General features: G+C 73.5%; 16 protein-coding genes and 2 tRNA genes. 5 read left to right on the top strand and 13 right to left on the bottom strand.

Annotated features, from left to right (window positions below; all coding sequences use genetic code 11):
* Nucleotides 1-51: 51 nt before the first annotated feature.
* From ACWD4U_RS13100 to ACWD4U_RS13115, 4 genes are all read right to left on the bottom strand, one after another.
* A complete protein-coding gene (locus tag ACWD4U_RS13100) occupies nucleotides 52-651 on the bottom strand; it encodes a 50S ribosomal protein L25/general stress protein Ctc (RefSeq protein ID WP_363451953.1) in 600 nt (199 codons plus the stop codon).
* A gap of 244 nt (nucleotides 652-895) precedes the next feature.
* A complete protein-coding gene (locus ACWD4U_RS13105) occupies nucleotides 896-1,876 on the bottom strand; it encodes a ribose-phosphate diphosphokinase (protein WP_363451955.1) in 981 nt (326 codons plus the stop codon).
* Between the two features lie 145 nt (nucleotides 1,877-2,021).
* Nucleotides 2,022-3,467 (bottom strand): bifunctional UDP-N-acetylglucosamine diphosphorylase/glucosamine-1-phosphate N-acetyltransferase GlmU, encoded by a 1,446-nt coding sequence (gene glmU / locus ACWD4U_RS13110; protein ID WP_363451957.1) that lies wholly within the window; start codon nucleotides 3,465-3,467, stop codon nucleotides 2,022-2,024.
* Between the two features lie 80 nt (nucleotides 3,468-3,547).
* Nucleotides 3,548-3,618: transfer RNA gene (locus ACWD4U_RS13115), tRNA-Gln, on the bottom strand.
* A gap of 238 nt (nucleotides 3,619-3,856) precedes the next feature.
* Between ACWD4U_RS13115 and ACWD4U_RS13120 the strand changes: the two genes are divergently transcribed.
* From ACWD4U_RS13120 to ACWD4U_RS13130, 3 genes are read left to right on the top strand one after another with little or no spacing between them, the layout of a single operon-like run.
* The gene (locus ACWD4U_RS13120) at nucleotides 3,857-4,825 is read left to right on the top strand and encodes an acyl-CoA desaturase (protein WP_363451959.1); all 969 of its coding nucleotides are present in this window, start codon (nucleotides 3,857-3,859) and stop codon (nucleotides 4,823-4,825) included.
* A gap of 26 nt (nucleotides 4,826-4,851) precedes the next feature.
* Nucleotides 4,852-5,535, top strand: coding sequence for a TetR/AcrR family transcriptional regulator (locus ACWD4U_RS13125; protein ID WP_363451961.1), 684 nt, complete (start codon nucleotides 4,852-4,854; stop codon nucleotides 5,533-5,535).
* Between the two features lie 54 nt (nucleotides 5,536-5,589).
* Complete coding sequence (locus tag ACWD4U_RS13130; RefSeq protein ID WP_363451963.1) at nucleotides 5,590-6,462, top strand: DMT family transporter; 873 nt, start codon at nucleotides 5,590-5,592, stop codon at nucleotides 6,460-6,462.
* Between the two features lie 7 nt (nucleotides 6,463-6,469).
* On the opposite strand, the gene ACWD4U_RS13135 is transcribed toward ACWD4U_RS13130, so the two are convergent.
* Complete coding sequence (locus ACWD4U_RS13135; protein WP_363451965.1) at nucleotides 6,470-7,273, bottom strand: methyltransferase domain-containing protein; 804 nt, start codon at nucleotides 7,271-7,273, stop codon at nucleotides 6,470-6,472.
* A gap of 118 nt (nucleotides 7,274-7,391) precedes the next feature.
* Here ACWD4U_RS13135 and ACWD4U_RS13140 point away from each other — a divergent pair, with 118 nt between their 5' ends.
* Nucleotides 7,392-7,886 carry a MarR family winged helix-turn-helix transcriptional regulator gene (locus ACWD4U_RS13140; protein WP_363451967.1) on the top strand — a complete coding sequence of 165 codons (495 nt, stop codon included), beginning with the start codon at nucleotides 7,392-7,394 and terminating at the stop codon, nucleotides 7,884-7,886.
* A gap of 23 nt (nucleotides 7,887-7,909) precedes the next feature.
* On the opposite strand, the gene ACWD4U_RS13145 is transcribed toward ACWD4U_RS13140, so the two are convergent.
* From ACWD4U_RS13145 to ACWD4U_RS13165, 5 genes are all read right to left on the bottom strand, one after another.
* The gene (locus ACWD4U_RS13145; RefSeq protein ID WP_363451969.1) at nucleotides 7,910-9,460 is read right to left on the bottom strand and encodes a polysaccharide biosynthesis protein; all 1,551 of its coding nucleotides are present in this window, start codon (nucleotides 9,458-9,460) and stop codon (nucleotides 7,910-7,912) included.
* Nucleotides 9,461-9,519: 59 nt separating this feature from the next.
* Nucleotides 9,520-10,419 (bottom strand): response regulator transcription factor, encoded by a 900-nt coding sequence (locus ACWD4U_RS13150; protein WP_363451971.1) that lies wholly within the window; start codon nucleotides 10,417-10,419, stop codon nucleotides 9,520-9,522.
* A gap of 141 nt (nucleotides 10,420-10,560) precedes the next feature.
* A complete protein-coding gene (gene galE, locus ACWD4U_RS13155) occupies nucleotides 10,561-11,520 on the bottom strand; it encodes a UDP-glucose 4-epimerase GalE (RefSeq protein ID WP_363452089.1) in 960 nt (319 codons plus the stop codon).
* Nucleotides 11,521-11,617: 97 nt separating this feature from the next.
* Nucleotides 11,618-12,277 (bottom strand): LuxR C-terminal-related transcriptional regulator, encoded by a 660-nt coding sequence (locus tag ACWD4U_RS13160; RefSeq protein ID WP_363451973.1) that lies wholly within the window; start codon nucleotides 12,275-12,277, stop codon nucleotides 11,618-11,620.
* A gap of 148 nt (nucleotides 12,278-12,425) precedes the next feature.
* A tRNA-Thr gene (locus ACWD4U_RS13165) sits at nucleotides 12,426-12,498 on the bottom strand.
* Nucleotides 12,499-12,763: 265 nt separating this feature from the next.
* Between ACWD4U_RS13165 and ACWD4U_RS13170 the strand changes: the two genes are divergently transcribed.
* A complete protein-coding gene (locus ACWD4U_RS13170) occupies nucleotides 12,764-14,596 on the top strand; it encodes an FUSC family protein (protein ID WP_363451975.1) in 1,833 nt (610 codons plus the stop codon).
* 24 nt (nucleotides 14,597-14,620) lie between these two features.
* On the opposite strand, the gene ACWD4U_RS13175 is transcribed toward ACWD4U_RS13170, so the two are convergent.
* The 3 genes from ACWD4U_RS13175 to ACWD4U_RS13185 all read right to left on the bottom strand — a co-directional run bounded on the left by ACWD4U_RS13175 (nucleotide 14,621) and on the right by ACWD4U_RS13185 (nucleotide 18,504).
* Nucleotides 14,621-16,432, bottom strand: a complete 1,812-nt coding sequence (locus ACWD4U_RS13175; RefSeq protein WP_363451977.1) for an ABC-F family ATP-binding cassette domain-containing protein — start codon at nucleotides 16,430-16,432, stop codon at nucleotides 14,621-14,623.
* Nucleotides 16,433-16,500: 68 nt separating this feature from the next.
* Nucleotides 16,501-17,487 carry an aldo/keto reductase gene (locus ACWD4U_RS13180; RefSeq protein ID WP_363451979.1) on the bottom strand — a complete coding sequence of 329 codons (987 nt, stop codon included), beginning with the start codon at nucleotides 17,485-17,487 and terminating at the stop codon, nucleotides 16,501-16,503.
* A gap of 102 nt (nucleotides 17,488-17,589) precedes the next feature.
* Complete coding sequence (locus tag ACWD4U_RS13185; RefSeq protein ID WP_363451981.1) at nucleotides 17,590-18,504, bottom strand: 4-(cytidine 5'-diphospho)-2-C-methyl-D-erythritol kinase; 915 nt, start codon at nucleotides 18,502-18,504, stop codon at nucleotides 17,590-17,592.
* Nucleotide 18,505 lies beyond the last annotated feature (1 nt).

Raw genomic sequence — 18,505 nt, forward strand, 5'->3', positions numbered from 1 at the left:
GCCGTCGCGCGTGAGCGCGAGGCGGCCGGGGCAGCGCGGGGATCGCGGGGATCAGGCCTCGACGGCCGCTTCCTCGGCGGCCTCGGCGGCCTCTTCCTCGGTGGCCTCGGGGGCCTGGGCGCCGATGACCTGGAGCACCACGGCGTCGGCCTCGACGGCCAGGGTCACACCGGACGGCAGGGCGATGTCGCCGGCGGTGATGGAGGCGCCGGCCTCCAGGCCCTCGACGGAGACGGTGACCGACTCGGGCAGGTGGGTGGCCTCGGCCTCGATCGGGAGGGCGTTCAGCACGTTCTCGATCAGGTTGCCGCCGGGGGCCAGCTCGCCCTCGGTGTGGACCGGGATCTCGACGGTGACCTTCTCGCCGCGCTTGACCAGCAGCAGGTCGACGTGCTCGATGGAGCGCTTGATGGCCTCGCGCTGGACGGCCTTCGGCAGCACGAACTCGTCCTTGCCGTCGATCGGCACGACCAGCAGGGCGTTCGGGGTCTTCAGGGCCATCATCAGCTCGTGGCCGGGCAGGTTCAGGTGAACCGGGGCGTGGCCGTGGCCGTAGACGACACCGGGGACGAAGCCGGCGCGGCGGGCGCGACGGGCGGCACCCTTGCCGAACTCGGTACGGGCTTCAGCGGCAAGGCGGATCTCGGACACGACGGCACTCCTCGTGAAGGCGAAGGGGTGCAGGAACGACAGAGCCGCCGGGCCACACCCTCAAATTGCGTTGGGGGGCGCTCGGCGGCTCGATCATGCGCAATCGTTCACGCGCGTCGATCACGGAGCACAGGTGGCATCCCTCGCCGAGCAGTCTCCCCAGCCTAACGGGTCGGCCGCGAAGCGAGAAATCGGCCCCCGGCGCAGCGTGCGCCGGGGGCCGGTTCCAGTGGCTGACGAGGTGTCAGTGCACGCCCTCGAAGAGGCTGGTGACCGATCCGTCCTCGAACACCTCGCGGACCGCGGCGGCGATCGACGGGGCGATGGAGAGCGTGGTGATCTTGTCCAGGTCCAGCTCGGCCGGGGTCGGCAGGGTGTTGGTGAAGACGAACTCGCTGACCCGGGAGTTCTTCAGCCGGTCCGCGGCCGGGCCGGAGAGCACGCCGTGGGTGGCCGCGACGATGACGTCGGCGGCGCCGGCGTCGAACAGCGCCTCGGCGGCCGCGCAGATGGTGCCGGCGGTGTCGATCATGTCGTCGACCAGGACGCAGACCCGGTCCCGGACGTCACCCACCACCTCGGCGGAGAGGATGGTGTTCGCCTGCGACATGTCGCGGCGCTTGTGGATGATCGCCAGCGGGGCGCCCAGGCGGTCGCACCACTGGTCGGCGACCTTCACCCGGCCGGCGTCCGGGGAGACGATGGTCAGCTTGGAGCGGTCGGGAACCCGGTCGCCCACGTAGTCGGCGAGCATCGGCAGCGCGAACAGGTGGTCCACCGGGCCGTCGAAGAAGCCCTGGATCTGCGCGGTGTGCAGGTCGACCGCCATCAGACGGTCGGCGCCGGCCTGCCGGAGCAGGTCGGCGACCAGGCGGGCCGAGATGGGCTCGCGGCCGAGGTGCTTCTTGTCCTGCCGGGCGTAGCCGTAGAAGGGGAGGATCGCGGTGATGCTGCGGGCCGACGCGCGCTTCAGCGCGTCGATCATGATCAGCTGCTCCATGATCCACTGGTTGATCGGAGCCGTGTGGCTCTGGATCACGAAGCAGTCCGCCCCGCGGGCGGACTCCAGGAAGCGGACGTAGATCTCGCCGTTGGCGAAGTCCAAGGCCTTGGTCGGGACGAGTTCGGTGCCCAGTTCGCGGGCCACCTCCTCGGCAAGTCCGGGGTGGGCACGGCCGGAGAAGAGTTTGAGCTTCTTCTCACCGGAGGTCGTGATCCCGCTCACTGCACCGTCTCCTCGCATTGGGTGAGTACGCCGAGACACGGCCGGCCAGGCCCCGATGGCGCACGTATGTACTTCAGGTTACGCGCCCCGGACACGGGTCGGGGCCGGGGACCACCCTGCAAGATCCCCGGCCGCGTCCCGGAGGTCAGGCCGTGCCGTTGGCCTCGGAGGCCGCCCGGGCGGACTCCGAACCCGGCCGCTTCCGCTCAACCCAGCCCGCGATGTTGCGCTGCTGGGCCCGCGCGACGCCCAGCGCACCCGGCGGGACGTCGTTGGTGATGACCGATCCGGCGGCGGTGTAGGCACCGTCACCCACCGTCACCGGAGCGATGAACATGTTGTCGGAACCCGTGCGGCAGTGGGCCCCGATCACCGTGCGGTGCTTGTTCACGCCGTCGTAGTTCACTGTGACGGACGCCGCACCGACGTTGGTGCCCTCGCCGATCGTGGCGTCCCCGATGTACGACAGGTGCGGGACCTTCGCGCCCTCGCCGAGCTCCGAGTTCTTGATCTCCACGTAGGTGCCGGCCTTCGCCTTCCGGCCCAGCTTGGTCCCGGGCCGCAGGTAGGCGTACGGGCCGACGCTCGCCGACTCGCCGATCTCGGCGCGGTCCGCCGTGGTGTTGCTCACCTTGGCGCCCGCGCCGACCCGGGTGTCGGTCAGCGTCGAGTTCGGACCGACCTCGCAGCCCTCGCCCAGGTGGGTCGCACCGTGCAGCTGGGTGCCGGGCAGCACCACCGCGTCCGGCTCGTAGCTGACCTGGACGTCGATCCAGGTGGAGGCCGGGTCGACCACGGTCACGCCGGCCCGCATCGCCCGGTCCAGCAGCCGGTCGTTCAGCATCCGGCGGGCCTGGGAGAGCTGCACCCGGTCGTTGATGCCGACGATCTCCCGGTAGTCGGCGGCCGCCACCGCGCCCACCCGGTGGCCCTCGGCGCGCAGGATCTCCAGGGTGTCGGTCAGGTACTCCTCGCCCTGCACGTTGTCGGTGCCGACCAGCGAGAGCGCGTGCGCCAGCAGCTTGGCGTCGAAGGCGAAGACACCGGAGTTGATCTCGGCGACGGCGCGCTGCTCCTCGGTGGCGTCCTTGTGCTCGACGATCGCGGTGACCCGGCCGTCGGCGGCGCGCAGGATCCGGCCGTAGCCGGTGGCGTCCGGGACGATCGCGGTCAGCACGGTGACGCCGTTGCCCTGCTCGGCGTGGGCGCCGGCCAGCGCGGCCAGGGTGTCGCCGGTCAGCAGCGGGGCGTCGCCGGTGGTCACCAGCACGGTGCCGTCCAGCTCCACGCCGTCGGCGGCCAGCGCCTGCAGCGCGGTGCGCACCGCGTGGCCGGTGCCGTTCTGCTCCTGCTGGACCACCGGGCGGGCGGCCGGGTAGTGGGCGGCCAGGTGGGCCTCCACCAGCTCGCGCAGGTGGCCGACCACGACGACGAGCTGACCGGGCGTCAACTCACCGGCGGCGGCGACCGCGTGGCCCACGAGGGAGCGTCCGCAGATCTCGTGCAGCACCTTCGGCAGGGCCTTGGACTTCATCCGCGTGCCGCCGCCGGCGGCGAGCACGATCACGGCAGCGGGCTGGTTGGCACTCACGCGAGAGGGCTCCTCGGTCGATGCGGGGTGAGGGAGCACCGAGAATACCGAGGCCGAGTGGCGGGAAATCGACTGCCGGGCTCCGCCGCTAGGATTCGAACCCAGACAAAGGCCTCCAAAGGGCCCTGTGCTGCCATTACACCACGGCGGAACGGACGCGCTGAGCGCCCAGCACAGCCTACGGGTTGACGGCCCGTACCTCCACCACCATTCCGGACGACGTCCAGCCGCTGGTCGGCCGACGGACAGGAATCCGGGCGGCGAACACTCCGACACGTCCGCGCGGCGCCCTTCCCCTTGCCCCCTCCGGCTACCTACGATGCCGTAGGTTACGCCCACGTAGGTAGCCGCCCAGGCACCACCCGCCCTCTCCTCACCCGGGATGCGCCATGACCATTCAGGCCGGTGAGGCGCTGCCGAGCGCCGCCGCGGACAGACCTCTTCCCACCCAGCTCTCCGCCACCAGGGGCGGCGAGAAGCAGGGCGCCATGGAGCGGATCGCGCTGGCCCTGTTCATCGCGGTGCCGTTCGCCGCGCTGGCCGTCGCCGTCCCGGTGGCCTGGGGCTGGGGGCTGTCCTGGCTGGACGCCGGCCTGGCGGTCGGCATGTACTTCCTGACCTGTCACGGCGTCACCATCGGCTACCACCGCTACTTCACGCACGGCGCGTTCAAGGCCAACCGGGCACTGCGGCTCGGCCTCGCGGTGGCCGGCAGCCTCGCCGTCGAGGGCCCGCTGGTGCGCTGGGTCGCCGACCACCGCAAGCACCACCGCTTCTCCGACAAGGAGGGCGACCCGCACTCGCCGTGGCGCTTCGGCGAGACCGTGCCCGCGCTGGTCAAGGGCCTGTGGTGGGCGCACATCGGCTGGCTGTTCGACGAGGAGCAGACCCCGCAGCAGAAGTACGCGCCGGACCTGATCGCCGACCCGGCGATAAGGACGATCTCCCGGATGTTCTGGCTGTGGACGCTGATCTCGCTGGCCGTCCCGCCGGTCGTCGGCGGCCTGGCCACCTGGAGCTGGCAGGGCGCGCTGTCCGCCTTCTTCTGGGGCTCGCTGGTCCGGGTCGCGATGCTGCACCACGTCACCTGGTCGATCAACTCGATCTGCCACGCCGTCGGCACCCGCCCGTTCCGCTCCCGGGACCGCTCGGGCAACGTCTGGTGGCTGGCCGTGCTGTCCTGCGGCGAGTCCTGGCACAACCTGCACCACGCCGACCCCACCGCGGCCCGGCACGGCGTGCTGCGCGGCCAGATCGACTCCTCGGCCCGGCTGATCCGCTGGTTCGAGCAGGCGGGCTGGGCGAGTGACGTGCGCTGGCCCGGTGCGGAGCGGATCGCCGCCCGCCGCGCCGCATGAGGCAGCGCCTGCAGCATGATGTAGGGGTGAACGGGACCAACGGAGACAGCGCCGGCCATCAGCAGCCTTCGCGGCGCGGCGGGGGCAAGAGCGGCGGCCGGGTGCGGATGACCGGCAAGCAGCGCCGCGAGCAGCTGCTGGAGATCGGCCGGTCGGTCTTCGCCGAACGCGGGTACGACGGCACCTCGGTCGAGGAGATCGCGGAGCGGGCCGGGGTGTCCAAGCCGGTGGTGTACGAGCACTTCGGCGGCAAGGAGGGGCTGTACGCGGTGGTGGTCGACCGCGAGATGCAGCTGCTGCTGGACATGGTCACCGGCGCGCTCACCGGTGGCCACTCCCGCGAGCTGCTGGAGCAGGCCGCGTTCGCGTTGATGGACTACATCGACACCTCCACCGACGGCTTCAAGATCCTGGTGCGCGACTCGCCGGTGGCCCAGTCCACCGGCTCCTTCGCGTCCCTGATCAGCGACATCGCCACCCAGGTCGAGGACATCCTGGGGCTGGAGTTCAAGTCCCGGGGCTTCGACCCGCGGCTCGCCCCGATGTACTCCCAGATGCTGGTCGGCATGGTGGCGCTGACCGGCCAGTGGTGGCTGGAGGTGCGCAAGCCGGCCAAGTCGGACGTCGCCGCGCACCTGGTGAACCTCGCCTGGCACGGCCTGGAGGGCCTGGAACGGCACCCCAAGCTGGTCGGCGAACGCAAGACCTGACCGGCCCGGCCCCGGAAGACCGGGCCCCGGGCCAGAGCACGACGGGAACGGCAATTGGCGGTCTTCCTGCTGGCCCTCGGCGCGGCCTGCTGCCTCGGACTCGGCTTCGTCCTGCAGCAGCGCGCCGCCCAGCGCGCCCCGCGCAGCGACCTGCTGCACTGGCGGCTGCTGCTCGACCTGATGCGGATGCCCGACTGGCTGCTCGGCATCGGCTTCATGATCGCGGGTCAGGTGCTCTCCGCCCTCGCGCTCAGCCAGGGCGAGGTCGCCCTGGTCGAACCGCTGCTCGCCACCAACCTGGTCTGGGCGATGCTGCTGGCCCGCACCCTCACGGGCACCCGGCTCGGCGCATCGGGCTGGATCGGCGTCGCGCTGATCGCCCTCGGCGTGACCGCCTTCATCGCCGCCGGCCAGCCGCAGGGCGGCGGCGGCGAGGCCAGCGCCCTGCGCTACTGGCTGGTCTTCGGCGTGGTCTCCGGACTCGCCCTGCTGCTGGTCACCGTCGCCCGCCGGCTCCCGCTGTTCGAGGAGGCCACCCTGCTGGCGCTGGCCGCCGGACTCCTCTACGGCCTGCAGGACGCGCTCACCCGCAGCACCTTCGACCGGATCGACGCCGACGGTCCGGGGGCGGCCCTCTCCTCCTGGCAGCCCTACACCGTGCTCGGCCTCGGCGTGATCGGCCTGCTGCTGGTGCAGTCCGCGTTCGAGGCCGCCCCGCTGCGGATGTCGCTGCCCGCCCTCACCGCCGCGCAGCCGCTGGCCGGCATCGCCTGCGCGGTCGGCTTCCTCGGCGACCGCCTCCGGGTCACCCCCGCCGCCCTCGCCTGGCAGTGCGCCGGCCTGGTCGCCGTGGTCACCGGCGTCATCCTGCTCGGCCGCCACCCGGCCATGCCGGACGCCCGCCGGGACGCCGCCGACCCGTCCTGACGGGCGCTCAGTTCCTCACGGCCACCGCGAAGACCCGGCGGAACGGGAAGACCGTGCCGTGCGCCGTCGCCGGGTACGCCGCGCGCAGCAGCGCCCCGTACTCGGCCAGGAACGCCGCCCGCTCCGCCGGGTCGGGCAGCAGGTCCAGCACCGGGCGCAGGGCGCTGCCCTTGACCCACTCCAGCACCGGGTCCGGTCCCGGCAGCAGCGTCAGGTACGTGGTCTCCCAGACGTCGGCGGTGCAGCCGGCGTCCAGCAGCGCGGTCAGGTAGACCGCCGGGTCGTGGCAGGTGGCGTCCGGCCGGGCGGTGCCCAGCCTGGCCGCCCAGCGCGGGCTGTGCCGCAGGGCGGCCAGCAGGGTGTGGCTGGGCGCGGCGAAGTTGCCGGGCAGCTGGAAGGCGATCACCCCGCCGGGCCGCAGCGCCGCCGCCCAGCGCGGCAGCAGCGCGAGGTGGTCGGCCTCGGGGGTGTTCATCCAGTGCAGCGCGGCGTTGGAGGCGATCAGGTCGGGCGCGTCGCCGGCCGGGTCGTAGCGGGTGACGTCCTGCTCCCGGTACTCGGCCGTCGGCTCCCCGCCGGCCCGGGCGGCGGCGAGCAGCTCGGCGGAGTTGTCGAGGCCGATCAGGCGGGCGTCCGGCCAGTGCGTGCGCAGCACGGCGGTGGAGTTGCCCGGTCCGCAGCCGAGGTCGAGGACGGTCGGGTTCTTCGGCAACTCCGGTACCCGGGAGAGGAGTTCGTGGAGCGGTCGGATGCGTTCGTCCGCGTAGCGGAGGTACTGCCGGGCGTCCCAGGTCGGCGGCGTGGCGTGCATGAGGGGGCCTCGCTCTCGCAAGTATCTCGACATCAAGATATTAATTCGAGGGTGCCTTTTGTTATCTCTTGATGTCAAGAGACTTCACATCGACACAACCACCGATACACTGATCGTCATGGAGGACGAGGTCGACCGCCTGGTCGCAGCATGGCGCCGCGAGCGCCCCGACCTCGACGTGGAACCCCTCGAGGTCCTCAGCCGGGTCAGTCGACTCGCCCGGCACCTCGACCGTGCCCGCCGCACCGCGTTCGCCGAGCACGGCCTCGAACCCTGGGAGTTCGACGTCCTCACCGCGCTCCGCCGCGCGGGCGACCCCTACCAGCTCTCCCCCGGGCAGCTCCTCACCCAGACCCTGGTCACCTCCGGCACCATGACCAACCGGATCGACCGCCTCACCACCAAGGGTCTGGTCCGCCGCCTCCCCGACCCCGACGACCGCCGCGGCGTCCTGGTCCGCCTCACCGAGGACGGCCGCGACAAGGCCGACCAGGCCCTGGCCGGCCTCCTCGCCCACGAACGCGAGATCCTCGCCCAACTCGCCCCCGGCCAGCAGACCGAACTCGCCACCCTGCTACGCCGCCTGGTCGCCCCCTTCGACAGCGCGGGCTGAGCCGTACCCCTGCCGGGGCGTGCTCAGAAGCCGTCCGGGTACGGGGTGGCGAGGGCCGGTTGGGGGGACGGGGCGGCGACCGGGGTGTGGTAGCCGGGGAGGAGTTCCGCCAGCTGGTCGCGGACGCGGGCGTCGGCGTTGGTGGCGGCGGCGTCGTAGAGGGCGGTGAGGCCGCCGGCCAGGTCCTCGGGGACGGTCGCGTGGTCGGCGACGGTGGCGAAGATCCGGGGGTGGGCGGTGGGGAGGCGTTCCTCGGTGTCGGCGAACAGCGCTTCGTTGAGCTTCTCGCCCGCCCGCAGGCCGGTGTAGCGGATCTCCACCTCCTCCGCCCCGAGCTGCACCTGCTCGGCGAAGTTGTGCACCAGGTCGACGATCCGCACCGGCTCGCCCATGTCCAGCACGAACACCTCGCCGCCCTCGGCCATCCGCCCGGCCTCCAGGACCAGGCCGACCGCCTCCGGGACGGTCATGAAGAAGCGGGTGACGTCGGGGTGGGTGACCGTCACCGGGCCGCCGCTGCGCAGCTGTTCCTCCAGGACGGAGAGCAGCGAGCCGCGCGAGCCGAGCACGTTGCCGAAGCGGACCGCGGAGAACACGCCGGTGCCCAGGTTGCGCGCGTCCCTCGCGTTGGCCTGCACGATCAGCTCGGCCAGCCGCTTGCTGGCGCCGAGCACCGAGGTCGGGTCGGCGGCCTTGTCGGTGGAGATCAGCACGAACCGCTCGACGCCGGTGGCCAGCGCGGCCTCGACCAGGTGGTCGGTGCCCAGCACGTTGGACTTGACCGCCTCGCTGGGGTGGCGTTCCAGCAGCGGCAGGTGCTTGTGCGCGGCGGCGTGGAAGACCACCTCGGGGCGCAGGTCGCGGAAGATCTGCTGGATCCGCGGCTGGTCCCGGATGTCGGCGATCACCAGCGAGTCGTCGGTGAGCAGCGCCTCGCCCCAGATGTCGAGCTGCAGGCGGTGCAGGTTGGACTCGTCGTGGTCGAGCATGTAGAGCTCGGCGGGGCCGAACGCCTGGACCTGGCGGCAGAGTTCGGAGCCGATCGAACCGCCGGCCCCGGTCACCAGGACCCGGCGGCCCTCGATGACGGTGCGCACGTCCGGGGAGACCACGTGCACCTCGTGCCGGCCGATCAGCCGGTTGACGTCCAGGGCGCGCAGGTCGGAGCCGACCACCTCGCGGCGCAGCGCGGCGAGGAAGGACGGCAGGTAGCGGACCGCGGCGCCGGCCGCCGCGGCGGCGGTGGCGAGGGCGCGGACCCGCTGGTGCGGCAGGCCGGGGATGGCCAGCACCACGACCTGGGCGCGGTGCGCGAGGGCGAGTTCGGTGAGCCGGGCGAGCGGGCCCAGGACGCGGCTGCCGGAGACGTCCGTACCCGCCTTGGCGGGGTCGTCGTCCAGCACGCCGACCGGGGTGAGCCCGAACTCGGGGGTGCGGCCCAGGTCGCGGACCAGGGCGGTGCCGGCCGCGCCGGCACCCACCACCAGGGTGCGCAGGCCGGGTGGTCCCGGCCTCGGGGCGGTGGGGTGGGGACTGAACGCCTCGGGGCGTGCGGCAGTACGGTTCGGCGACATCTGACCTCCGGTCTCCCTGACTCACGGAGTGGAACGTGCTGCTGGGGCGCGGACTGGGGTCAGTCCGCGCCGGTGCCTGCGGTCGAGGCGACGGTCGGCGGGGTGACGGGGACGGGAGGAGCGGGCGGCACGGGCGGTTCGGAGGGCGTGATCCCGGCCCGGCGGGCGACCGCGACCGCCGCGAGCGTGGAGTGCACGCCGAGTTTGCCGAGCACGTTCTGCATGTGGGTGCGAACGGTGTGCGGCGACAGGTAGAGCCGCTCCGCCACCGCCTGCCGGCCGAGGCCCGCGACCATGCAGCGCAGCACCTCCTCCTCGCGCGGGGTGAGCGCGGCGACCAGGCGTTCGCTCTCCGAGCGGTCCCGCCGGGCGGAGGTCAGCTCCCGGACCACGCCGGTGAGCAGCGCCGGGGGCAGGTGGGTCTCGTCGCGCAGCACGCCGCGGATCACGGCCATCAGCGCGCCGAGCGAACTCTCGCGTGCCACCCAGCCGTTGGCGCCGGCCTGCAGGGCGCGGACGGCGCGCTGCGGGTCGTCCGCGGCGGCCAGCACCACGGTGCGCAGCCGCGGATGGGCGCGGCAGATCCGGCCGAGCAGGGCGATCCCGTCCGACAGGGCCCGGGAGGGGGTCGACTGGGGTGCCGCCGCCGGAACTTGACGGCTGGTCAACTGCGTTGCCGAGCTGCGCTGTTGGGCGCTCGGTAAGGTGCGTCTGGGAGCCGGGACGACGCCGACGGGCGGGCGGCGCACGGCCGGCGGCGGCGCGGCGCCCAGGTCGGCGTCGACCAGCACCACGTCGTACGGGCGGTGTTCGGCCACCGCCCGGTCGAGTGCGCGTTCCGCCGCGACGGCGCTGCCCGCCGCCCCGACGTCCACGTCGGGTTCGGCGGCGAGCGCCGTGGCGAGCGCCTCGGCGAAGATCCGGTGGCCGTCGACCACCAGGACGCGAATCCGCCCCATCGTCCTTGCCCCCCTGCTCGTGGCCCGACCCCCACCGGTGCCTCGCTCAGCCTACGGGCGGACGGCAGGGCGGCGTGGGGGTTTGGTGAAGTTCCTGTACACAGGGTCTTCGCCGGTGGGAGTCGGGCCCAGGGCGGCAGGTCAGACGCGGTTGGCGAGGGTGAACTCCCAGGCGTCGGCGACGATCCGGTCGAGCTCCGGACGCTGCGGGGTCCAGCCGAGGACCTCGTGGGCGCGGCCCGCGGCGGCCACCAGGACGGCGGGGTCGCCGGCCCGGCGGTCGGCGACGTGCACCGGGATCTCGCGGCCGGTGACCCGCTTGACCGCCTCGATCACCTCGCGCACCGAGAAGCCGTTGCCGTTGCCCAGGTTGCAGATCAGGTGCTCGCCCGGCTTGGCGGCGGTCAGCGCCAGCAGGTGCGCCTCGGCCAGGTCGGCGACGTGGATGTAGTCGCGGATGCAGGTGCCGTCCGGGGTCGGGTAGTCCTCGCCGAACACCGCGATGTGCGGGCGCTGCCCGAGCGCCGCCTGGAACACCAGCGGGATCAGGTGCGACTCCGGCTCGTGGCGCTCGCCGTAACGGCCGTACGCGCCGGCCACGTTGAAGTAGCGCAGGCTGACCGCGGCGAGGCCGTGCGCGACCGCCTCGGAGGTGATCAGGTGGTCCACGGCCAGCTTGGTGGCGCCGTAGGTGTTGGTCGGCGCGGTCCGCGCGGTCTCCGGGATCGGCACCTCCTCCGGCTCGCCGTACACCGCCGCGGTGGAGGAGAACACCAGGGTGCCCACCCCGGCCTTGCGCATCGCCGTCACCAGTTCGAGCGATCCGGCGACGTTGTTGCGCCAGTACTTCTCCGGGTCCGCGACCGACTCGCCGACCTGCGAGGACGCCGCGAAGTGCAGCACGCCGTCGAACGAGGAGTCCAGCACCTCGGCGGCGTCCTGGATCCGGCCGCGGACGAACTCCGCGCCGTCCGGCACGCCTTCGACGAACCCGGTCGACAGGTCGTCCAGCACCGTCACCTGGTGGCCCGCCTCCAGCAGGTGCGCCGCCACCACACTTCCCACGTAGCCGGCCCCGCCCGTGACCAGGTACTTGCCCATGCCCTCGACCTCCGCAACAGTCGACACTCTTTCGCTGGGGAGCATAGGCCACCGGACTGAACGGCCGGTCGACCGTCCGGATGGGAGAACGCGCCGCTCAGCCGAGCTGGTCGAGCAGCCCGGTCCGGGCGGCCAGCGCCGCCGCCTCCAGCCGGGACCGCGCGCCGAGCTTGGTCAGCACCCGCTGCACGTGGGTGCGGGCCGTCGACGGGGCGATCCGCATCGCCGCGGCGATCGCCGCGGTGTCCTCGCCCTCCGCGATCCGCGCCAGCACCTGGATCTCCCGCCGGGTCAGCAGCCGCAGCAGCCGCACCGCCTCGTCGTCGGGCTCGGTCACCGGCCACAGCAGGTGCTCGAACGCCGCCCGCAGCACCTCCACCGCGACCGCCGCCTCCCCGGCCCGCACCCGGGCGATCGCCCGGTCCACCACGTCGATCCGCTCGTCGCTGCGGACGTAGCCGCTCGCGCCCGCCGCGAACGCCGCGGCCACCCGGGCCGGCGCGCCCAGCGGACCCAGCACCACCACCGCGATCTCCGGACGCTCCCGCCGCAGCCGGCGCAACGCCTCGAACGGGTCCTCCACCGCGGCGGCCGTCCCCAGCAGGCACACCTCCGGCCGGCGCCCCGCCACCAGTTCGAGCACGGCGGCGGACGGCGAGCCCACCCCGAGCACCCGGTGCCCGCGCTGCTGCAGGGCGGTCCCCAGGGCCTCGGCCATCAGCCGGTGGTCATCGGCCACCACGAGTCGAGCACTCACCCGCCACCTCCACCGGTCCGGCTCGACAGACGCACCATCACAGCGCATTCGTGCCCGCCCCGCCAGGTGGCAATCGGCCCGTCTTCGGTCAACTCCCGCCACGCGAAACGACGAAGGCCCCGCCGTGACGGCGGGGCCTTCGTTTCGGAGCCCCCATGCGGAATCGAACCGCAGACCTTCTCCTTACCATGGAGACGCTCTACCGACTGAGCTATAGGGGCTTGCTGCTCGGGGTTCCTCTCGGTTCCCCTTGTGACGAGGAAGACTTTACATGGTCCGCCGACCGGTTGGGAAATCGGCTTTCGAGCCGAGCCTCGGCTGATCAGGGCGGCGATAGACTGCCCGAGAAGACCCGTTCTGCCGTGCAATGTCGCCCAGCAGCCACGAACCACTGGTGCAGCGAAGGCGCGTGATCACTTGTCAGGCCCCGGCCGTGGGAATGCGACCGCGTGGTGGGCGCTGGCCCTGCGGCCGGACCGTCCGGCGGTGCCGTGGACGACGACGGGCCGGGCCGCGGTCGGGATGGCGGTGCCGCTGCTGGCGGGCCTGGTGTCCGGGCGGCTGGATCTCGGGGTGTTCGCGGCACTCGGGGCGATGCACGCGACCATGAACGACCGGGTGGAGCCGCTGCGGCTGCGGGCCCCGCGGATCGCGCTGGCCCTGGCCGCCTCCACCACCGGGATGCTGGTCGGCGCGGCGCTGCAGCACGGCGGCGCGAGCGGCCTGCTGATCGGGGTGGCGCTGACGGTGGTCGGCTTCGCCGGCGGCGCGCTCAGCGCGACCGGTCCGCGCGGCTCGGCGGCCGGACTGCTGCTGCTGGTCTCCGCCTCGCTGGGCGGCGGGATGGCGCTGCCGCACCCGTGGTGGGCGGCGCCCGCGATGATGCCCTGCGGTGCGGCTCTGGTCCTGCTGCTCGGCCTGCGGTACCGCACCGACGTGCGCACCGACCCGCGGACCCGGGCGCTCGCCGACGTCTACCTGGCCCTCGCCGGGATGCTCGCCGCGCTCGGCACCCCCGACGGCGCGGCCGCTCGCCGCGTCCTCACCGGCCGGCTCAACGAGATGCAGGACCTGCTGCCGGCCGCCCGGCCCGGGCGCCGCGAGTCGGAGCGGCTGCGGTGGCTGCGCCGCAGTTACGAGGCGGCGCTCGGCGCGACCGAGGCGGCCAGCGGACTGCTCTGGGCGTGGCGCCCGGTCCCGCCGGAGGTGGCGGCCGTCCCGGCGGCGCTGGCCCGGCAGGTCACCGGCGGCCCGCCGCCCGACGGGTACCCGCACTGGCAGCCGGACACCCCGTCCCGGACCGCCTTCGACACGGCGCTGCGGGCGGCCGTGGACACCGTCGCCGGCCGGTGGGCGCCGCTGGACACCGCCGCCCCGCCGCCCCCGGACCCGTGGCGGCTGCGGGTCCGGCTGCTCTCCCGCGGCTCGGTGCGCTACGGGCTGCGGGTGGCCCTGTGCGTGGCGATCGCCGAGGCCGCGGTCAACGGGCTGACGCTGAGCCGCAGTTACTGGGTGCCGATGACGGTGGCCTTCGTCCTCAAACCGGACCTCGGCTCGGTCTTCCAACGGGCCGTCAGCCGGGCGCTCGGCACCGTGCTCGGCATCGCCGCCACCGCCGTCCTGCTCGCCCTGACCGACAACGCGTGGGCGCTGAGCCTGCTGGTGTCGCTCTGCGTGGCGCTGCTGCCGTACTCCAACGCCGCGCACTACGGGCTGAACACCGCGGTGATGACGCCGGTCGCGCTGCTGCTGGTGCAGCTCGGCGGGGAGAGCGGCGCCGCCGAGTTCTGGCCGCGGATGCTGGACACCACGCTGGCCAGCGCGATCGTGCTGGTCTTCGGCTACCTGCTGTGGCCCGAGCGCCCACCGCACCGGATCGAGCCGAGCATCGTGACCGCCGCCTCGACCGTCCGCCGCTACCTGGCCTCGGTGGTGGCCGACCGCGCCGAACCCGTCGCCGAGGTGTGGCTGCGCCGCACCGCGTACCGGGCGCTGGCCGACGCCCGCCGGCAGGTCCAGCTGGGCCTGGCCGAACCGCCGCCGGCCGGCCGGCTGGCCGAGGAGTGGCTGCCCGCCACCGCCGCGCTGGAACGGCTCAGCGGTGCGGTCGCCGCGTACGCCGCCCAGCTGCGCTACGGCGGCCGGGAGCCCGAACGGCCGGTGATCGACCGGGTGCTGGCCTCGCTCGACCGGCTCACCGACGCGGCCCGCGCGCACCGCCCGCCGTCCGGCCGGACCGCCCCGCCCGGCGCGCCGCACGACCCGACCCGCAGCGCGATGGCGCGCGCCGCGGACGAACTGGACGTGCTGCTCGGCTGAGCGGGCCGGGCGACCGGGTCGGCGTCAGACCTGCTCGGCCAGCTCCAGCCAGCTGAGCTCCAGCTCCTCCTTGTCCTCGCGGACCTTGCGCAGCTGCGCGTCCAGCTCGGCGACCTTGGAGAAGTCGGCGGCGTGCTCGGCGAGTCGGGCGTGCAGCGTGGACTCCTGCTGGTCCAGCTTGGCGATCTGCCGCTCCAGCTTCTGCATCTCCTTCTTGGCGGCGCGCAGGTCGACCGCGGACAGCCCGGAGGCGGGCTCGGCGGCCGGGAGCTGGGCCGCGGCGGTCGCCGCGGCGGCCTCCGCCATCGCGGTGCGGCGCTGCAGGTACTCGTCGACGCCGTTCGGCAGCATCCGCATCCGGCGGTCGCCGAGCAGGGCGTAGGTGGTGTCGGTGGTCCGCTCGATGAAGAACCGGTCGTGGCTGATCACGACCATCGAGCCGGGCCAGCCGTCGAGCAGGTCCTCCAGCTGGTTCAGCGTCTCGATGTCGAGGTCGTTGGTGGGCTCGTCGAGGAACAGCACGTTCGGCTCGTCCATCAGCAGCCGCAGCAGCTGGAGGCGGCGGCGCTCACCGCCGGACAGGTCGCCGACCGGCGTCCACTGCTTGTCCTTGCCGAACCCGAACTGCTCGCAGAGCTGTCCGGCGCTCATCTCCCGGCCCTTGCCGAGGTCGACCCGGCCGCGGATCTGCTCGACCGCCTGCAGCACCCGGGTCGTCGGGTCCAGCTCGGCGATCTCCTGCGACAGGTACGCCAGGCGCACCGTCTTGCCGACCTTGACCGTGCCGCCGGCCGGCTGCACGTCGCCGTCGGTGGCGTACGCGGCCTGCATCGCCCGCAGCAGCGAGGTCTTGCCCGCGCCGTTCACGCCCAGCAGGCCGATCCGGTCGCCCGGGCCGAGCTGCCAGGTGAGGTGCTCCAGCAGCAGCTTGTCGCCCGCCTTGACGGTCACGTCCTCCAGGTCGAACACGGTCCGGCCGAGCCGCGCGTTGGCGAACTTCATCAGCTCGGACTTGTCGCGCGGCTCCGGCACGTCGGCGATCAGCGCGTTCGCCGCCTCGATCCGGTAGCGCGGCTTCGAGGTGCGGGCCGGCGCGCCGCGGCGCAGCCAGGCCAGCTCCTTGCGGGCCAGGTTCTGCCGCTTCTGCTCCTCGGTGGCCTCGATCCGGGAGCGCTCGGCGCGGGCGAACACGTAGTCCGAGTAGCCGCCCTCGTACTCGCGGACCTCGCCGCGCTGCACGTCCCACATCCGGGTGCACACCTGGTCCAGGAACCACCGGTCGTGGGTGACGCAGACCAGGCCGGAGCGGCGGTTCTGCAGGTGCTGGGCGAGCCAGGCGATGCCCTCGACGTCGAGGTGGTTGGTCGGCTCGTCGAGCACGATCAGGTCCCACTCGCCGAGCAGCAGCTTGGCCAGCGCGATGCGGCGCCGCTCGCCGCCGGAGAGCGGGCCGATCACGGTGTCCAGGCCGTCCGGGAAGCCCGGCAGGTCGAGGCCGCCGAACAGGCCCTGGATGATGTCGCGGATCCGCGCGTCGCCGAGCCACTCGTGGTCGGCGCGGTCCGCGATCACCTCGTGCCGGATGGTCGCCTTCGGGTCGAGCGAGTCGTGCTGGGTCAGCACCGCCATCTGCAGCCCGCCCGACCAGGTGATCCGCCCGGTGTCCGGCTCCTCCAGCTTCGCCAGCATCCGGATCAGCGTCGTCTTTCCGTCGCCGTTGCGGCCGACCACGCCGATCCGGTCGCCCTCGCTGACCCCGAGGCTCACCCCGTCCAGCAGGGCCCTGGTGCCGTACACCTTGGTGACGGACTCGATGGTGGCGAGATTGACGGCCACAGCTGGTGTGCTCCTGACGGGACGGGGGGTAGAACGCACCCCAGCCTAGTCGCGGGCTTCCCGAGTCATCACCGTGCGGCGTCCAGCAGGCGGCGCTGATCCTCCGTCAGCTCCAGGTCCAGCGCCGCCAGGCTCTCGTCGAGCTGGGCCACCGAGGAGGCGCCGACCAGCGGGATGCACGGGACGGGGCCGTCGACCAGCCAGGCCAGCACGACCTGGTTGCGGGTGGCGCCGGTCTGCCGGGCGACGGTGTCGAGCGCCGCGAGCCGGGCCGGGGTGCCGGCGTGGTCGAAGGACGGGCCGAGCGGCTTGTCGTCGCGGACGTAGCCGCCGCCGAGCAGCGGGGAGTAGGCGACCAGGGTGAGTTCGGGGTTCTCCCGGACGTAGCTGATCAGGTCGCCCTGGACGGCGGCCTGGTCGCCGTCGGCGGAGAGCAGGCCGGGCCAGTCGCCGCGGCGGCGCAGGTAGCTGTGGCCGTACTGGAGCACCTCGTAGCCGGGGAGTCCGGCCCGCGCGGCGAGGTGGCGCGCCCGCTCGACCCGCCACGACCAGTGGTTGGAGACGCCGAGCAGGCCTACCGCGCCCTCGTCGACGAGTTCGCCGAACACCCGGACGGTCTCGGCGAGCGGGACGGCGGGGTCCTCGACGTGCGCGTACAGCAGGTCGAGCCGCTCGACGCCCAGGCGCTTGCGGCTGGCCTCCACGGACGCGCGGACGGCCTCCGCGCCCAGCCCCTCGCCGTTCTCCACGAACCCGGTGCCGGGGGCCTTCGGGCGGGCGCCGACCTTGGTGGCGATCACCACCTCGTCGGTGATGCCGCGGGCGGCGCGCCAGCGGCCGATCACCTCCTCGCTGACACCGCCCTGACTGCCGTCGATCCAGTAGGCGTAGTTGTTGGAGGTGTCGATGAAGGTGCCGCCCGCCTCGACGAAGCGGTCCAGCACGGCGAAGGCGGTCGGCTCGTCGGTCAACGTGCCGAACAGCATCGCGCCGAGGCTGAGCACGCCGACCTCGCGGCGGGTGCGCGGATCGGTTCCGATGGTGCGCTGGCGCATCCGGGTTCCCCTCGTCTCCGCAGCCCGCCCGGTGCGGGCCACGGAGAGGAGTCTGGAATCTGGAGCGCGCTCCAGGTCAAGCGAGCGGACCGAGTGAGAGGACTAGACCAGGTGGGCGCCGGGGACCGGGCCGTGGGTGGTGTGGGCGGTGCGGCAGGTGCCGGAGGTGCGGAGGGCGGTGGCGATCTGTTCGGCGGTGTCGGCGTCCTTGGCCAGGAAGGCGCAGGTCGGGCCGGAGCCGGAGACCAGCGCGGCCAGGGCGCCGGCCTCGGTGCCGGCCCGCAGGGTGTCGGCGAGGGCGGGGCGCAGCGAGATCGCGGCGGCCTGCAGGTCGTTGGCGAGGGCGGCGGCCAGCGCGACCGGGTCGCCCTCGGCGAGGGCGGCGAGCAGCGCCGGGTCGGCGTCGGGGGTGGGGACGTCGTCGATGCTCGCGCCGAGGCCGGACTCCTCGCGCAGGCGGTCGCACTCCTTGAAGACGGCCGGCGTGGAGAGTCCGCCGTCGGCGACCGCGAAGACCCAGTGGAAGGTGCCCGAGACCGGCAGGGCCTCCAGGATCTCGCCGCGGCCGCGGCCCAGGGCGACGCCGCCGAGCAGGGCGAACGGCACGTCGGAGCCGAGCTCGGCGGCCAGTTCCAGCAGGGTCTCCAGCGGGGTGCCGAGCTGCCACAGCGCGTCGCAGGCGAGCAGCGCGGCCGCGCCGTCCGCGCTGCCGCCGGCCATGCCGCCGGCCACCGGGATGGCCTTGTCGATGTGCAGGTGGACGCCGGGGTCGGCGAGGCCGTGGCGGGCGGCGAGCAGGCGGGCGGCGCGGGCGGCCAGGTTGGTGTCGTCCAGCGGGACGGCGTCGGCGTCCGGTCCGGTGCAGGAGAGGGTGACGCCCTCGCCGGGGGTGGCGGTCACCTCGTCCCCGAGGGCGACCGCGAAGAAGACGTTGGCCAGGTCGTGGTAGCCGTCGGGGCGGACCCCGCCGACGCCGAGCTGGACGTTGACCTTGGCGGGCACGCGGACCGTGACCATG

This window comes from Kitasatospora sp. NPDC002522, assembly GCF_053595195.1.

Coding starts and splice junctions, on each gene's coding strand:
- ACWD4U_RS13120 (WP_363451959.1), top strand. CDS start 3,857: ATGACCATTCAGGCCGGTGAGGCGCTGCCGAGCGCCGCCGCGGACAGA.
- ACWD4U_RS13135 (WP_363451965.1), bottom strand. CDS start 7,273: ATGCACGCCACGCCGCCGACCTGGGACGCCCGGCAGTACCTCCGCTAC.
- ACWD4U_RS13140 (WP_363451967.1), top strand. CDS start 7,392: ATGGAGGACGAGGTCGACCGCCTGGTCGCAGCATGGCGCCGCGAGCGC.
- ACWD4U_RS13145 (WP_363451969.1), bottom strand. CDS start 9,460: ATGTCGCCGAACCGTACTGCCGCACGCCCCGAGGCGTTCAGTCCCCAC.
- ACWD4U_RS13150 (WP_363451971.1), bottom strand. CDS start 10,419: ATGGGGCGGATTCGCGTCCTGGTGGTCGACGGCCACCGGATCTTCGCC.
- galE (WP_363452089.1), bottom strand. CDS start 11,520: ATGGGCAAGTACCTGGTCACGGGCGGGGCCGGCTACGTGGGAAGTGTG.
- ACWD4U_RS13180 (WP_363451979.1), bottom strand. CDS start 17,487: ATGCGCCAGCGCACCATCGGAACCGATCCGCGCACCCGCCGCGAGGTC.
- ACWD4U_RS13185 (WP_363451981.1), bottom strand. CDS start 18,504: ATGGTCACGGTCCGCGTGCCCGCCAAGGTCAACGTCCAGCTCGGCGTC.